This is a genomic window from Duganella lactea (genome assembly GCF_009857505.1).
Lineage (GTDB): Bacteria > Pseudomonadota > Gammaproteobacteria > Burkholderiales > Burkholderiaceae_D > Rugamonas > Rugamonas lactea.
In genome coordinates, this window is the sequence record NZ_WWCP01000033.1 from 35019 (window position 1) to 51036 (window position 16018).

Consider the following 16018-nt stretch of genomic DNA (forward strand, 5'->3'; position numbering starts at 1 on the left):
ACTCGGCCCGCGCGGCGCGGGCGCAAGTTAAACCGCAGGCCCTCTACCATTTTCCGTGCCCGGCGGTCAGCGAGATAGAGGTCTTGATATGTTCCAGCCCGGTCTGGGCGGCCAGATTATGAACTTCAATCACATAGCGCCCCTGCTGCAAGGCGATTCGGGCGATGATGCGCGATTTGATCGGCGCGCTGGTGCGCGTACCCATCAGGCATAACGATTCATAGTTCCGGTCCAGCACCGTCTGTTGATTATCCAGTCGCCGCACGATCACATGAAATGGCATCGGCCGCCCCAATCCCGGTCGCGACGACAGGGGAATTTTGTCATATGGCTGGCCGAAGTTGCGGTCATATCGCGAGCCCACCACCTGATCGCGAAAGATCGCGTCGTTCGAAGCAAACTCGAAGTCGAGATTCAGTGAATAATTCCAGGCCTGGCGCGCGTCAACCGATTTGGTCAAAACCAGCCCGGGAGCGGCAAGCGACACCGGCTCAAACTCGAACAACGGCGATTGCGCCCACGCCTGGGCGGTCATCACCAGCAAGCACGCCGCCAGCAGAGACCTGCCGATAAAAAATCGTTGTGTGTTCATGCTTGCTCCAGCCATGTTTGATACCAGTCGCGGAATTTGTTCAAGCCTTGCTCGAGCGGCGTATGCGGCGTGAAGTCGATCCAGTCGCGCAGCCTGCTGATGTCCGCGAAGGTCGCGGGCACATCGCCGGGTTGCATGGGAAAAAACTCCAGGTTGGCCTTCGTTCCCAGCACCCTTTCCAGGATACCGATAAACTCGCGGACCTGTACCGGTGTTTGATTGCCGATATTGAAGACTGAATGCGGATAGTGACCGGAACTCGCCACTTGGGGTTTGAACAACAGCCGCACCACGCCCTCCACCACATCGTCGATGTAGGTGAAGTCGCGCAGCAGTTCGCCGTTGGCATACACCGGGATGGGTTCGCCTTTCAATATCTTCTGGGTGAAGCTGAAATAAGCCATGTCAGGCCGCCCCCACGGGCCGTACACCCTGAAGAAGCGCATGCCGGTGGCGGGCAGACCGTATAAGTGACTATAAGAATAGGCCATCAGCTCGTCGGACTTCTTGGTGGCCGCGTACAACGAAATCGGCTCGTCCGTCCGGTCATCCTCGTGAAACGGCACCTTGGCGTTGGCGCCGTAGACACTGCTGCTGCTCGCATACAGCAGATGCCGGACCGCGCACTTTCTGCATTCATCCAGCACGTTGCCGAAGGCTACCATGTTGGCCTTGACGTACAGCGCGGGATTTTTCAGCGAGTGCCGCACTCCGGCCTGCGCCGCCAGATGCACCACCATGCCGGGCTGGTGTTCGTCAAACAGCGCGCTCACTTGCTCGGCATCGGATAATTCGACCGCGTGGCAGACGATGTCGCGCGGCGCCAGCATGGCGCCGACCCGGTCCTGCTTGAGCTGCTGCGAGTAATAGTCATTGAAGTTATCGCACGCAATGACCTTGATACCCAGATCGGCGAGACGTGAGGTGTACTGTCAATAGTGGACACTTCCGTTTCAAGCAGCCAGCGCTTGTTTGCTGAAGTTCTCAGCGAACCTCGCTGGCGATTCGTAGCCAAGGCGCGAATGACGCCGCTGGCGGTTGTAGAAAATCTCGATGTACTCCCTGATTGCCGCCTCCGCGTTGGCGCGTGTAGCGTACTTCTGATGATGAACCAATTCGTTCTTCAAGCTGCCCCAGAAGCTCTCCATCGGCGCGTTGTCAAAGCAGTTCCCCTTGCGCGACATGGAGGCCTGCATACCGAACTGCGCGACCAGCTTGCGGTAGTCGTCAGCACAGTATTGACTCCCCTGTCGGAGTGCAGAATCAGCCCCGGTGCCGGGCGCTTACTTTGAGCCGCCCGCCACAGTGCTTTCGCCGTCAGATCCTGCGTCATTCGCGCCCCCATCGCATAACCCACCATCTCGCAAGTGAAGACATCATTGATGCCTGCCAGGTAGAGCCATCCTTCCTCGGTGGCGACGTAGGTAATGTCGCTGACCCAGGCCTCGTTCGGCCGTGTCGGCGCGAAGGTTTGCTCCAACAGGTTCGGCGCCACCGGGAAGGCGTGCTTCGAATTGGTCGTGGCCTTGAACTTCCGCTTTTGCTTGCAGCGCAGGCCCAGTTCCCGCCGCAGTCGTATGATGCGATCACGACCCGCGTCAAAACCTTGTGCGGCCAGCTCTGGCTGCAAGCGCAACGGCCCGTAGGTCTCGCGCGTCTGTGCATGGGCGGCCTTAATGGCAACCTTCAATCGCTCATCATCCTGCCGTCGCTGGGACGGCGGCCGATCCGCCGCCGCATAAAAGCCGCTGCGCGACACCGAAAAGGCCCTGCACAACAAGCCAAGAGGATATTCGAGCCGCACCGATTTCATGAACGCGTACCGGGCAGCGACTCCCTCGCAAAGTACGCGGTGGCCTTTTTTAGCACTTCCTTTTCCATCCGTTCCACGGCAAGCTCCTTGCGCAACTTGGCCACTTCCGCCTCCAGTTCGGCGACGCTGCGGCTACCAGGCGGCGCAGCGGGATCGGAATGGCGCTTGGCAGTACTCACCCAATTCGCCAGTGTCCCTTTCGGTATCGCGATGCGCTTCGCCGCCTCCTCAAGTGTCAGGCCTTGCGCCAGTACCAGTTTTACCGCCTCGGCCCGAAACTCCGGCGTGTATGTTGTTGATTTCATGATCTCACTCCCTTTGACAAGTTTATCAAATGGAAGTGTCCGAAAAACTCAGGTTACCTCATAGGTGCTGCTCATCCCTTCCAGGTAGTTGGCGCTGCCCGGCGTGCCGAAGCCCATCAGGGTATCGTACTGGGCCTGGGAGATCGACACGGATGAGGCGCTGTAGGTCAGCGGCTGATAATTGCTGTCGTCGTTGGTGTAGACCGCCCCCGGGGCGATAGGGTTGCCCTGATGGCTTTCATCCGACGCCCAACCGAAGCTATGATCCTGGCCCGAATCATCGGTCAGCACATAGTACATATGTCCCGCAAAAGATTGACTACCATCGGCCTCGGTACCTTTGGTAGCAGTAACAATGGTTAAAACTGGCATATTTTAATCCTCGTAGTAAAGACATTCAAATAACCATATTTATTTCAGTAAATATGGTTCGCCATCAAGACGTTAGGCATGACGCCGTCATGGCGTTGCCGCACCGTCCTGATCCCGTGACGCCCTATATACGGCGGATATAAAAGAGCATATTTTTGCCGGCCGGCTATATTCGGTTCAGGCGATGGCGGAATGGCTTTGTAACTTCAGGGTGGATGTTTCAAGATGCGCGTCCGGCGGTGGCGCCGACCATTTAAAGTTTCTCGATGGTCTTCACTTTTCCGCTTTCGACATAGACGACAAAGCCGGTTTTCCCTTCGGCGGGAAACTGGGTATTGTTTTCAAAGGTCATCCAGATATGGCTGTTGTCCGGGTGCATGGCTTGCGCCCACATCACTTGCTGTGGATCGGCATGGATCGGCCATTTCAACGGATCGGCATCCACTTTGAAGGAGAAGGCGCCGCCGGCCAGATGCGCCAGGTAGGGATCCATCCCCACGGCTATTTGTCTGGCGCGAAATTTTTGCTGAATTTCCGGCGTAAACTTTTCTGGATATTTTTCAAATATCTTTTCCATCTCCAGCACCAACTGCTGGTCTTTGTCGCTGACGCTAACGCTAACGCTAACGCTGTTATTTTCCATAATCGAACCCGCTTTCTTTTGAGATAACTGTTCTTGCGCGATTGCCGACACCTGTGGGACGCAGAAGAACAATGCGCCGGCAAGCATAACGCCGGATCCCGAAAATACTGTACGCAAAAGAAAATTCATATCTCTGTCCTTGAAAAATTACGATACAAAAAATCGCACCAAGGGCCGATTGCCATCATGTACACTCGATCGCAACCAGAGCCGAGGTGCTGATAATAGGTTGCCGTTCAATTCGCCGAATCATCTCAACAGATGATTTTTGGCTGATGGGGAAGGTTCAGATGGAAGAACAGCTGGAACGAATTATTCAACTGATCTACGCGGCGGCCGTGGGGGCCGACGAATGGTCCGCGTTGCTGACCGCCATCAACACGGCGATCGGCGCCGTGGCCGGCTTTTATGCCGGGCTGGAAGTCAGACAGGGCCGCGGCGCTTTCTGGTATACCGTGGGGCATGACCATCAGATGGCCCAGCTCTACAACGAGCATTACCTGAGCCTGGATCCGACGCTGACGCATATCGTTAAAACCCCGGGCAAGGCCTTCGCGTGCAGTGAGTACCTGTCCGAATCCGACATCGCGGGCAGCCGTTTTCACTCCGAATTCCTGATTCCCAATGGCATGCGCTATGTGCTCAGCGGCGTGGTCAGCATGCAAGGCAGCATGATCAGCCTGTTCGGCTTCCAGCGCTTGCTCAGCCAGGCGCCTTTTTCCCGCGCAGAGACCGACTTCATGCAGCGTTTGATCCCTCATTTCGCCATGGCCGACCAGGTCGCGGCCAAGGTCGGCGTCATCAGCGACGCCCGTCGCCTGGCGATGACGGTGCTGGACCGCATGGATTACGGCATCGTCATCGTCAGCCCAAGCGGGCAGATCCGCATGAGCAACCACCGTGCCGAGTTGTGGCTGGAATCCGGATCGCTTATTTCGTCCCACTTAGGCCGCATCCGTCTCGCCGTGCCGGACGATAACGCCGCGCTCATTCAACTCATCCGCGCGGCCGGCGCCAGCGACCACCGCGATTTCAGAGTCGGCGCCATCGATACCGTGGGCGTCCGTGACGGTATGCAGGCCAGAATTCTGGTGTTGCCGATCGAGCACGAAGAACGTCGCCACCTTGACGACAATCAGGCCCAAGTGACCCTGATCATCACGGACATCAACCAGCAACGCACCATGGCGCCCCATTTGCTGCAGCAGACTTACGGGCTGACGCAGGCCGAGACCAAGGTCGCCGTCGGCCTGGCCAGCGGCAAGAGTCCGGACGAACTTGCCGAAAGTCTGTTCATCTCGCTGGCCACCGTCAAAACCCATACCCAGCACATTTACCAGAAAGTCGGCCTCGGCAGGCAAGCGGAATTGGTCCGGCTCGTGTATGGGCTGCCGCCCCTGTTTTAACAAGGAGAACAGGCCGATGGACGCCGCGGCGACGATACCATGAGGCTGCACGCCGTGACTACCCATGTACGGAATATCCTGCACCATGCGCGCGATGTTTATCGTGACCAGGCGGCGCCGCTGCTGGCCAATGGCTTCGAGGTCCGCGGCGGCGCTCATCTGGACTGGCGTTTTCCCGACGGCGGCCGCAGCATCATCTCGAATTTCTCCTGTCAGCAAAATCTGATGCGGATCCTGCACTCGCTCAGCGCCCTCACCGGCGACCGGCATTACCGGAACGTCGCAGCCGGCAATGTCGAGTTTTACTTCCGCCACCTGCAAAGCGAGCATGGCCTGTTACGCTGGGGCGGCCACCAGTTCGTCGACCTGCGCACCTTGCGGGCGGTCGGGCCCAGTGAAAAAAACCATGTGCATGAATTGAAAAACGCCTTCCCCTACTACGAGCTGATGTTCGAAGTCGATCCGATGGCGACCCGGAGATTTATCTGCGGTTTCTGGAACGCGCACGTCAGCGGGCCGACACTTGAAATCAGTCGGCACGGCAAATTCGACAAGGCCATCGATCCGCGCACCTTATGGAACACGGCGCAGTACGTCAGGCCGGAGCCGTATTGCGAAACCAAGGGCTTGTCTTTTCTCAGCGCCGGCAACGATCTGATCTACGCCGGCGCGCTGCTGGCGCGTTACGCGGGCAACGACGCGGCCTGGACGTCGGCCCGTCGTCTGGCCGCGCAGTTCGCCAGCGCCAGAAACCCCGACACCGGCCTCGGGGCCTATCAGTTCTCGCAGCCACGCCAGGTGGAGGAAGCGCGCAGCCACGATGAGACCCGCTCGCATTTCGGCGACCGCGCCCAGCGGCAGTTGGGGCCCGAGCTGGAGACTTCGCCGCGGCCCGCTCCGCACCAACGCCGAGTACTTGAAGCGACCATGTTGCTGGAGTCTCAGGCGCGGAGCATTTATTCATGCAACGCGTTGATGCAGCTGGAGGTGGCGGCGCGTTTGCCGGCCAGAAGCGGCGGACTACTGGCGTCGACGATCGACGGACTCCTGGCGTTCAAGCGGCACGCCCATGTCGCCGAGACCAATACTTTTCGTGCCATGCTCACGGATGGCACCGACCTGACCGATTTTGTCCTGCTGCGCAACGGCTACTACGGCAGTGCCGGCGGCCGGCTCCCGCCCTACCCGGCCAATTGCCTGTACTTGCTGTCTTACACGCGCGCCTACCGCGTCACCGGCAACGGCGCCATATGGCAGGCGGTGCGGGACCTGGCGTTGAGCAACGGGATGGGCGATTGGGGGGCGAGCCACGGCGCACCTTCCGTCAATCTCGCGACGACGCTGGCCGATCCACTGGCCATTTTTGCGGTGCTCGACATTTATTGGAAAACCAGCGCCGCGGCCTATCTGGACTTGGCTCGTGTAATCGGCAACAACCTGTGCGAACGGTATTTTTTCCGCCACATCGATGGACGGCCGGCCGGCTATTTTATTCCCAGCAAGGACCATGTGTATGTCAACGTCGACACCATAGAGCCCTACGCCCTGTTGGCGCTGCAGGCTGCGATCGAAGGCCGGGAGCGGGCGGTGCCGACCTTCATCAATGCGGCGGGCTATACGGAGGGCGAATATCTGCTGGCGGACGGTTCGTCGAAAACCTTGCAGGACCGCGTCCTGTATGAGTCGACGCTGAGGTAGACATGCCGGCCAGCCACTTAGTCCGGCGAATCCCACGCGCGAGCTGCGCTCTCCTCCCGCGGCCCAAATAAAAAAGCTCCCTTGCGGGAGCTTTTTTATTTAATTATGGCGGAGAGGGTGGGATTCGAACCCACGGTACGATTTAACGTACGCTTGATTTCGAGTCAAGTACATTCGACCACTCTGCCACCTCTCCTGGTGACGCTTTTTACTACTTTTTTCTCACATCCAAACAGTTGGCGGAGAGGGTGGGATTCGAACCCACGGTAGGGTCGCCCCTACGCTTGATTTCGAGTCAAGTACATTCGACCACTCTGCCACCTCTCCGTTTTCCCACCTGCTGCTGCGAGAAGGCAAGATTATAGCAGGTGTCAGCAAAAATGGAAGGACAATTTCGCCGCGATTTTTATGCCGTCAAATGCGTCAGGCCACCCATGTACGGACGCAGCACCGCCGGGATCTCCACCGAGCCGTCCGCCTGCTGATAGTTCTCCAGCACCGCCACCAGCGTGCGCCCCACCGCCAGGCCCGAACCGTTCAGCGTATGCACCAGTTCCGGCTTGCCCTGGCCGTTGCGGAAGCGCGCCTGCATGCGGCGCGCCTGGAACGCTTCGCAGTTCGACAGCGACGAAATCTCGCGGTAGGTGTTCTGCGCCGGCAGCCACACTTCCAGATCGTAGGTCTTGGTGGCGCCGAAGCCCATGTCGCCGGTGCACAGCGACAGCACGCGGTAGGGCAGGCCCAGGCGCTGCAGAATGGTTTCGGCATGGCCGACCATCTCGTCCAGCGCCGCATACGACTGCTCCGGATGCACCACCTGCACCATCTCGACCTTGTCGAACTGGTGCTGGCGGATCATGCCGCGCGTGTCGCGGCCGTAGCTGCCCGCCTCCGAGCGGAAGCACGGGGTGTGGGCGGTCATCTTCAGCGGCAGGTCGTCGGCCGCCAGGATGTCGTCGCGGACGATGTTGGTCAGCGATACTTCCGACGTCGGGATCAGGTAGAAGTTCTCGCCCTCGCCCTCGACGCCGCCCTTCTTCACCGAGAACAGGTCGGCCTCGAATTTCGGCAACTGGCCGGTGCCACGCAGCGAATCGGCGTTGACCAGGTAGGGGGTGTAGCACTCGGTGTAGCCGTGCTCGTCGGTGTGGGTGTTCAGCATGAACTGCGCCAGCGCGCGGTGCAGGCGGGCGATGCCGCCCTTCATCACCGAGAAGCGCGAGCCGGTCAGCTTGGTCGCGGTGTCGAAGTCCAGGCCCAGCGGCGCGCCGATATCGACATGGTCCTTGACCTCGAAGTCGAAGCCGCGCGGCGTGCCGACCTTGCGCACTTCGACATTGCCGCTCTCGTCGTTGCCGACCGGGACCGACTCGTGCGGCAGGTTGGGGATGGTTTGCAGGAAATCCGACAATTGGGCCTGCAACTCGGCCAGTTTGACTTCGTTGGCCTTGAGCTCGTCACCCAGACCGGCCACTTCCGCCATCAGCGCGGTGGTGTCTTCGCCCTTGCCCTTCATCATGCCGATCAGCTTGGACTGCGAGTTACGCTTGCCCTGCAGTTCTTCGGTGCGCATCTGGATCGCTTTGCGTTCCGATTCGAGCGCATTGAACGCCTCCACATCGAGCTGAAACTTGCGGGTCGCCAGGCGCGCGGCGACGTTGGCTATATCTTTACGGAGCAGTTGGATGTCAATCATGGGAATGAAGCCGTTGTTGTATCGAAAACGACCATTGTACCAAGACGACGCCACTCCCAGCGGGTTTTGCGCGGCCCGCCGGCCGCCGCGATTACAGCACGGCTTTTTCGGCGGCGGTCAGGCGCTTGGCGGTCACGGTGACGGTCGGCATGGCGGTATCGGCCTTGGCCGCCACCACGGCTTGGTCGGCTGGCAGGTAGATATCGACACGGCCATCGGCGGCGGTGGCAAAGCTGGTGGCGGCGGCAACAACGGCGGCGGCGGCGAAGATGATTTCCATGTGTTTAGCGATGTTCATGATAGCTTCCTTCAGGTAGTGGTGTCAGTCAGTGCTGTGGTATGGTTGTACTGTACCTAAAGGCGCTACGGCGTGCGACGGGGATGCGACGAAGCGCCGGAAACGGCGCCTGAAATGCAAAAATGGCGGGTACGCGCACGCCTGCCAGCCCACAGCCAAGCCGTCTGCGCATTTATTGTAGGATTTCTCCTACGCAACTAATCGTGCGCCACACCGTGTTTGAACTTTGTACTATGTATCCAATAGTACAAAGTTCAAAGGAGAACAAATGAAGACCAACATCCTGAAAATTGCAGCGGCCAGCGCGGTGGCAATGATCGCAGCGGGCTGCGCCTCAACCGGCGGCGGCGCCTGGAACAACGAACCGCCACCGGCGGCCAACCCGAACTTCGCCAGCGAGATGAACAAGTTCAACGCCCAGTTCCCGAACGACAAGGCGAGCAAGTACGAGGAAGTCTCGCTGAACTACAACAATGCCAAAAAGCTCGATGATCGCGGCAACTGCCACGACATCAACAAGTATCCGGTCGTCATCATCCTGACGCTGGACGCCAGCGGCAAAGTCACCCGCACCACCACCGACGTCGAGGGCAAAAAAGCCGAGTGCTTCCGCCAGGCCTACGCCGATGTTCAATTGCCGCCGCCGCCGTTCGCCCCGTACCAGAAGCCGATCCGCCTGCGCTAAGCCAGGCAGCTAAGCGGCGTCCTCTTCGGCCGCCGCTCCCGTCTCGGCCGGCCGCTCCAGCCAGCCGATGACGATGTCGTTGAAGCGCTCCGGCTGGCGCACCATCGGCCAGTGATCGGTCTCCATCGCCACCACCTTGCAGCCCGGCTTGGCGGCCAGCGTTTCGGTCCACTGCGGCGAATGGAACATGAATGGCTTGCGCATGCCGTAGATGAACAGCATCGGCACGGCCGGCGCGAACGGCACCAGCGAGCTGTAGGAACCGGCCGCGCCGCCAGTCAATATATAGTAGGGAAAGTTCATCTTCGCGCTGATGTATTCGCGCGGCGATGGCGTGCCCAGCAGGCGCGCCATGGTCCTGGTCAACAGATCACCGGGCGTACCGCCCATGGCCCAGCCCAGCGCCAGCATGCTCTGGTAGCCGCTGACCATCATCTTCTGCGTCAACGAGCGCGAGCGGTTGGTGGCGCGCGACTGGGCGTCGCCGATATCAACGCCGATGATGGCCGACACCAGCGCTTTATTCCGCATGTAAAACTCATAGCCGAACACGCAGCCCCAGTCATGCAGCATCAGAATCACCTTTTGCTTCGCGCTGACGCTGTTGACGATGTGTAGCAGCACGCGCATGGTCGCGTCCAGCGAATACGCGCGGCGCGGCTTGCTGATGTCAAACCCCGGCAAGGTGAATCGCACGCAGCGATAGCGGTGGCGCAATTCCGCCACCTGGGCATCCCACAACCGGTAGGTGTCCGGCCAGCCATGGATCATCACGATGGTTTCCGCGCCCTCGCCTTCGATATGGATATCGATACCGTCCACCACCAACTGCTTGTTCATTGCTTCTCCTGTATGCATTTTTTGGGCACAACGACATCATGCCATCAACGGCGCGATTTTGCGCGCTTGCCTCTGGACAAATGTGATGCCACTCCGTAGCATAGCTACCAAAATAGCAACTAGTTACATCTTGGAAAATTACAACCATCTGATCCTGAACCTGTACGGCGCCGCCCAGGAATGCACGCCGGCCGAATTCGGCGAGCACGCGCTGCGGCTGATGAAGGCCGTCGTGCATTTCGACTCGGCGGTTCTGCTGAAGACGGAGATCAAGGACGGCAATCAGATCGTGGTGCACAGCATGCACCTGCACCATCAGCCGCCGGAGCAGTTGATGAGCTGGAGCGAGCTGACCACGCCGGACCACGTGCTGGCCGCCGCCATGCGGCGGCGTGGCGCCTCGGCGGCCTACAACAGCCGCGACACCTTCAGCGCGCAGCCGGATTTCCTCGACTATTGCGAGCGCTACGACATCGCCCACACGCTGATTCACATTCCGCCGGTGCGCGAAAGCGATCCCAACAGCGTTGAGGTGGTGTCCCTGTGGCGCGCGCCAGCCAGCCGGGATTACTCGGCGAATGACCAGGCGCTGAGCCAGTTGCTGCTGCCACATCTGCTCCAGGCCAACCAGATCAGCCTGCGCCTGTTCGCCGACAAGGCGTCGCGGCCGGCGCAGCGCGTCTCTGCGCTGTCCAGCCTGCCTGGGTGCATGCACTTCGCGCCGCCCGACGCCATCGCCCTGCTGCAGCGCGAATGGCCCAAGTGGCTACCGCCGTTCCTGCCGCCGGAATTGCTACGGCAGCTGGTCGCCGAGCAGCGGCAGTACACCGGCACCCACATCGTGGTCACGGCGGTGCTGCTGGGGGAGACGCTGCACCTGCAGATCGCCCCCCGCCCTCGGGTGCGCCTGACCGGCGCCGAGTGGAATGTCGCGCGGCTGGCGGCCAACGGCATGAGCTACAAGGAAATCGCCCGCCAGCTGGGCAATTCGCCGGCGACCGTGCGCAACCAGCTGCACAGCGTGTACGCCAAGCTGGACGTGGACAACAAGACCCAGCTATCGGCCCGGCTGCCGGCTATCATGGGCAATTGAGAGCCCCCTCTGATGCCGGCTCAGCGTTTGCCGGCATCCTCGTCCAGCTTGCGCAGGAAGGCCAGCTTGTCGGCGATCTTGGTTTCCAGGCCGCGCGGGACCGGCTGATACCAGCCCGGCTCGCGCATATCGTCGGGGAAGTAGGTTTCGCCGGCGGCGTAGGCGTGCGGCTCGTCGTGGGCGTAGCGGTATTCGTGACCGTAACCCAACTCCTTCATCAGCTTGGTCGGCGCGTTGCGCAAGTGCACCGGCACTTCGCGCGACTTGTCCTTGCGCACGAACGCCATCGCTTCGTTGAAGGCGTTGTAGCCGGCATTGCTCTTGGCGGCGATCGCCAGATAAATCACCGCCTGCCCCAGCGCCAGTTCGCCTTCCGGCGAGCCGAGGCGCTCGAAGGTGGCGGCGGCGTCGTTGGCGATCTGCATGGCGCGCGGGTCGGCCAGGCCGATGTCCTCCCACGCCATGCGCACGATGCGGCGCGACAGATAGCGCGCGTCGGCGCCGCCGTCCAGCATGCGGCACAGCCAGTACAGCGCGGCGTCCGGATTCGAGCCGCGCACCGATTTGTGCAGCGCCGAGATCTGGTCGTAGAAATTGTCGCCACCCTTGTCGAAGCGGCGCGCGTTCAGCGTCAGCGCGTTCTGGATGAACTCGGCGGTGATCTGGTTGGTCTTGGCGGCGTTGGCGGCGGTGCCGGTCACCTCCAGCAAATTCAGCAGGCGGCGGCCGTCGCCGTCGGCGTAGCCAATCAGCGTGTCGATGGCGGCGTCGGCGAATTCCAGCTGCGTCAGCACTTTTTCGCGGGCGCGGTCCACCATCTGCCGCAGCTCGCTGTCGTCGAACGACTTCAGCACATAGACCTGCGAGCGTGACAGCAGCGCCGAATTGACCTCGAACGACGGATTCTCGGTGGTGGCGCCAATCAGCGTCACCAGGCCGGATTCGGCATACGGCAGCAAGGCGTCCTGCTGCGATTTGTTGAAACGGTGAATCTCGTCGACAAACAGGATGGTGTGCTTGCCCTGATCCAGATTGTGCTGCGCCTGCTCCATCGCGGCGCGGATGTCCTTGACGCCGGAAAACACCGCCGACAGCGCGATGAACGCGCAGTCGTAGGCCTTGGCGGTCAGGCGCGCCAGCGTGGTCTTGCCCACGCCCGGCGGCCCCCACAGGATCATCGAATGCGGCTGGCCCGACTCGAACGCCAGGCGCAACGGCTTGCCCGGCCCCAGCAGGTGGCGCTGGCCGATGACTTCATCGAGCGTCTTGGGCCGCAGGGCTTCGGCCAGAGGCTGCCGGGGTTCGGTGGAAAATAAATCTGCCATGGTCTGAAATGGAAAAACGCCGCAGCGTCGCAGCTGCGGCGTTGGAACGGTGTCGCTAACGCTTAATTATTGAATACGTCCGCGCCCTTCGGCATGACGAATTTAAAACTCGTGGCACTCAGCGCCGGATTTTTTTCGATCTTGCTGAACTTCAGCACCGAGGTCTGGCCGAAGGAATCCTTCAGCTCCATGGCCGCCGGCAAGCCATCCTTCAGGCCGATGGTGATCTGCTCGAAACTGGTGTCCTTGGTCTTCGGCACGGCTTTCAGCCATTCCAGACCGTCGCGGGCGCCGCCTTCGGACAAGGTGAAATTCTTTTCCAGATCGTTGCTGCCGAACAGGATGGCGGCCGGCGACGAACCCAGCGCGTCGCCCAGCTTCTTCACCGTGACCTGGTTCAGGTCCTTGTCGTAGATGAACAGCTGGTCGCCATCGGCCTGCAGCACCTGATCATAGGGCTTGACGTAAGTCCAGATGAACTTGCCGGGACGGGCGAACACAAAGGTGCCGCTGGAACTCTTGGCGGCCTTTGGCGTATCGCCGTTGGTGTTTTTCACCTGCGTCTGCACGAACTCGCCTTTGGCCGCCTTGGTCGACGAGACGAAGGATTTGAACTGCTCCAGCGCGCTGGCATGGGCGCCCCCGGCCAGCAGCAGGCCGGTGGTCAGCGCCGCAATGTGCCGCAGCACATCTTTACGCAGCATGGATTCCCGCATGCGCGGGAAGGACGGCATCGACATCATATGTTTTCCTTTATTCTGCACTGGCAGCCGGCACGAGAATGTCGCGGTTGCCGTTCGATTGCATGGCGGAGACCACGCCACTGTTTTCCATTTGTTCCAGCAGGCGCGCCGCGCGGTTGTAGCCGATGCGCAAATGACGCTGCACCAGCGAGATCGACGCGCGGCGATTCTTCAGCACCACCTGCACCGCCTGATCGTACATCGGATCGGCCTCGCCGCCGCCCTCGCCCGCCGGCGCGCCATCGGCGCCGCCGCCCTCGCCTTCCAGCGTGCCGCCTTCAAGGATGCCCTCGATATAGTCCGGCTCGCCGGTGGTCTTCAGGTGTTTGACCACACGGTGCACCTCGTCGTCCGACACAAACGCGCCGTGCACACGCACCGGCAGGCCAGTGCCCGGCGGCATGTACAACATATCGCCCATGCCCAGCAGCGCCTCCGCACCCATCTGGTCCAGAATGGTCCGCGAGTCGATCTTGGACGATACCTGGAACGCGATCCGGGTCGGAATGTTCGCCTTGATCAGACCGGTAATCACATCCACAGATGGGCGCTGGGTCGCCAGAATCAAGTGCAGGCCGGCGGCGCGGGCTTTCTGCGCGATACGGGCGATCAGCTCCTCGACCTTCTTGCCGACCACCATCATCAAGTCGGCCAGCTCGTCGATGATGATGACGATGGTCGGCAGTTTCTCCAGCGGTTCCGGCGAGTCCGGCGTCAGGCTGAACGGATTCGGAATGTGCTCTTCCCGCTTCTTGGCCTCGGCGATCTTGGTGTTGTAGCCGGCCAGGTTACGCACGCCCAGCTTGGACATCAGCTTGTAGCGGCGCTCCATCTCGTTGACCGCCCAGTTCAGCGCGTGGCCAGCCTGGCGCATGTCGGTCACCACCGGCGCCAGCAGGTGCGGAATGCCCTCGTACACCGACATCTCCAGCATCTTCGGATCGATCAGGATCATGCGCACATCGCGCGGATCGGCCTTGTACAGCAGCGACAGGATGGTGGCGTTGATCCCCACCGACTTGCCGGAACCGGTGGTACCGGCCACCAGCAAGTGCGGCATCTTGGCCAGGTCGGCCACCACCGGCTTGCCGGCGATGTCCTTGCCCAGCGCCACCGTCAGCGGCGAGGCGCTGTCGTTGTAGACCTTGGAGCCGAGAATCTCGGTCAGGCGCACGATCTGGCGCTTCGGATTCGGCAGTTCCAGCGCCATGAAATTCTTGCCCGGAATGGTCTCCACCACGCGGATCGAAGTCAGCGACAGTGAGCGCGCCAGGTCGCGCGCCAGATTGACGATCTGGCTGCCCTTGACGCCGGTGGCCGGCTCGATTTCATAACGCGTGACCACTGGACCAGGATAAGCCGCCACCACCTTGGCCTCGACGCCAAAGTCCGACAGCTTCTTCTCGATCAGGCGGCTGGTGAATTCCAGCGTCTCGATCGACAGCGTTTCCTGCACTTCGGGCGCATCGTCCAGCAGCGACAGCGCCGGCAGCGCCTCGTCGCCCGCCGCGCGCGGCAGATCGGTGAACAGGCTGGCCTGGCGTTCCTTCTCGACGCGCTCGGACTTGACCACCGTGGTGATCTGCGGCTCGACCTTGATGGTCGGCGCCGCCACCGGGTGTTTCTCGACATGCTTGGCGCGCTCGTGCACCACCACTTCCTCGCGCTTGACGGCCGCCACCTCGCCCTGGCGACGGTCTTCGCGGTACTGGTAGCGCTGGATGAACCAGTCGATCATGCCATCGACGGCGCCGCCGATGCGCTCGGCCACCGCCATCCACGACACCTGGAAGAACAGGCTGAAGCCCAGGCCGAACAGCAGCAGCAACAGCAAGGTGGCGCCGGTGAAGCCGAACGCCACATGGGCCGAATGGCCGATCAGCTCGCCCAACACGCCACCGGACGTGCGCGGCAGCTCGGCATGGCTGGTCAGCGTGCGCAGGCGCAGGAATTCCAGGCCGACGCTGCCGATGAACAACAGCACGAAACCGATACCGCGAATCAGCGGCTCCTGCGCGTGTTCCGGCTCCGGCTCCCTGGCCAGCACGTATTTGTGCGTGAGGCCGCGATACCCCTTCCACACCACGCGCAGCAGACAGAACGCCCACCACCAGGCGGAGACGCCGAAAATATACAACAGCAGGTCGGACAGCCAGGCGCCCGCGCGGCCGCCGAGGTTGTGCACCGCCGGCACCAGCGTGCCATGCGACCAGCCGGGGTCCATTTTGTGATAACTGGCCAGGATCAGCACGAAATACAGGCCCAAGACGGCCAGCGCCAGCCAGCGCGCCTCGGACAGCAGCCGCACCAGCCGGTTCGGCAGGGGCTGACGCTCGGTCGGCGTGCGGGTGTAGCCGGACGAAGCGGCGCTGCTGGCGGCGGCTCGCGGCGTACGTTCCTGTACTTTTTTACTACTCATAAATAATCTTGGCGGTGCAATGTTGGCGGTCAGGAAATATTCCCATGCCGGTATTCTAAGGCATAAGGGCAACAACCGCCCCCACGATTC

At 61.1% G+C, this 16018-nt stretch carries 13 protein-coding genes, 2 tRNA genes and 2 pseudogenes; 4 read left to right on the forward strand and 13 right to left on the reverse strand.

The genetic code is table 11. The features are described 5' to 3' along the window. Positions 1 to 43: 43 nt before the first annotated feature. From GTP44_RS21280 to GTP44_RS21300, 5 genes and pseudogenes are all read right to left on the reverse strand, one after another. Entirely contained in the window at positions 44 to 592 is a 549-nt protein-coding gene (locus GTP44_RS21280; RefSeq protein WP_161020982.1) for a DUF5625 family protein, read from the reverse strand. Further along, positions 589 to 1506, reverse strand: a pseudogene (locus GTP44_RS21285) (NAD-dependent epimerase/dehydratase family protein); the annotation flags it as partial. The gene GTP44_RS21280 and the pseudogene GTP44_RS21285, both read right to left, overlap by 4 nt. A 39-nt stretch (positions 1507 to 1545) precedes the next feature. After that, positions 1546 to 2710 (reverse strand): annotated as a pseudogene (locus GTP44_RS21290) (IS3 family transposase). 48 nt (positions 2711 to 2758) lie between these two features. Further along, a complete protein-coding gene (locus GTP44_RS21295; RefSeq protein ID WP_161020983.1) occupies positions 2759 to 3010 on the reverse strand; it encodes a hypothetical protein in 252 nt (83 codons plus the stop codon). Positions 3011 to 3335: 325 nt separating this feature from the next. Next, positions 3336 to 3854 carry a hypothetical protein gene (locus GTP44_RS21300; protein WP_161020984.1) on the reverse strand — a complete coding sequence of 173 codons (519 nt, stop codon included), beginning with the start codon at positions 3852 to 3854 and terminating at the stop codon, positions 3336 to 3338. Between the two features lie 161 nt (positions 3855 to 4015). Here GTP44_RS21300 and GTP44_RS21305 point away from each other — a divergent pair, with 161 nt between their 5' ends. Further along, the gene (locus GTP44_RS21305) at positions 4016 to 5131 is read left to right on the forward strand and encodes a helix-turn-helix transcriptional regulator (protein WP_161020985.1); all 1116 of its coding nucleotides are present in this window, start codon (positions 4016 to 4018) and stop codon (positions 5129 to 5131) included. Positions 5132 to 5170: 39 nt separating this feature from the next. After that, positions 5171 to 6829, forward strand: coding sequence for a pectate lyase (locus GTP44_RS21310; protein WP_161020986.1), 1659 nt, complete (start codon positions 5171 to 5173; stop codon positions 6827 to 6829). Positions 6830 to 6935: 106 nt separating this feature from the next. Here GTP44_RS21310 and GTP44_RS21315 read toward each other — a convergent pair. The 4 genes from GTP44_RS21315 to GTP44_RS21330 form a co-directional block, all read right to left on the reverse strand. Beyond that, positions 6936 to 7025, reverse strand: a tRNA-Ser gene (locus GTP44_RS21315). Positions 7026 to 7066: 41 nt separating this feature from the next. Continuing rightward, positions 7067 to 7156: transfer RNA gene (locus tag GTP44_RS21320), tRNA-Ser, on the reverse strand. A 79-nt stretch (positions 7157 to 7235) separates the two neighbouring features. Then, on the reverse strand, positions 7236 to 8525 hold the full coding sequence (gene serS / locus GTP44_RS21325; protein WP_161020987.1) for a serine--tRNA ligase: 1290 nt from the start codon (positions 8523 to 8525) through the stop codon (positions 7236 to 7238). Positions 8526 to 8616: 91 nt separating this feature from the next. Then, positions 8617 to 8823, reverse strand: coding sequence for a hypothetical protein (locus GTP44_RS21330; RefSeq protein WP_161020988.1), 207 nt, complete (start codon positions 8821 to 8823; stop codon positions 8617 to 8619). A 268-nt stretch (positions 8824 to 9091) separates the two neighbouring features. Between GTP44_RS21330 and GTP44_RS21335 the strand changes: the two genes are divergently transcribed. Beyond that, positions 9092 to 9508, forward strand: coding sequence for a hypothetical protein (locus tag GTP44_RS21335; protein ID WP_161020989.1), 417 nt, complete (start codon positions 9092 to 9094; stop codon positions 9506 to 9508). 9 nt (positions 9509 to 9517) lie between these two features. On the opposite strand, the gene GTP44_RS21340 is transcribed toward GTP44_RS21335, so the two are convergent. After that, positions 9518 to 10348, reverse strand: coding sequence for an alpha/beta fold hydrolase (locus tag GTP44_RS21340; RefSeq protein WP_161020990.1), 831 nt, complete (start codon positions 10346 to 10348; stop codon positions 9518 to 9520). A gap of 130 nt (positions 10349 to 10478) precedes the next feature. Here GTP44_RS21340 and GTP44_RS21345 point away from each other — a divergent pair, with 130 nt between their 5' ends. Continuing rightward, positions 10479 to 11441 carry a helix-turn-helix transcriptional regulator gene (locus GTP44_RS21345; RefSeq protein ID WP_161020991.1) on the forward strand — a complete coding sequence of 321 codons (963 nt, stop codon included), beginning with the start codon at positions 10479 to 10481 and terminating at the stop codon, positions 11439 to 11441. A 20-nt stretch (positions 11442 to 11461) separates the two neighbouring features. Here GTP44_RS21345 and GTP44_RS21350 read toward each other — a convergent pair whose 3' ends face one another. From GTP44_RS21350 to GTP44_RS21360, 3 genes are all read right to left on the reverse strand, one after another. Then, on the reverse strand, positions 11462 to 12766 hold the full coding sequence (locus GTP44_RS21350; protein WP_160992717.1) for a replication-associated recombination protein A: 1305 nt from the start codon (positions 12764 to 12766) through the stop codon (positions 11462 to 11464). A gap of 62 nt (positions 12767 to 12828) precedes the next feature. Further along, positions 12829 to 13470, reverse strand: coding sequence for an outer membrane lipoprotein chaperone LolA (lolA, locus tag GTP44_RS21355; protein WP_202424174.1), 642 nt, complete (start codon positions 13468 to 13470; stop codon positions 12829 to 12831). A gap of 49 nt (positions 13471 to 13519) precedes the next feature. Continuing rightward, positions 13520 to 15928: a DNA translocase FtsK gene (locus tag GTP44_RS21360; RefSeq protein ID WP_160992716.1), complete on the reverse strand. Its 2409-nt coding sequence runs from the start codon at positions 15926 to 15928 to the stop codon at positions 13520 to 13522. Between the last annotated feature and the right edge of the window lie 90 nt (positions 15929 to 16018).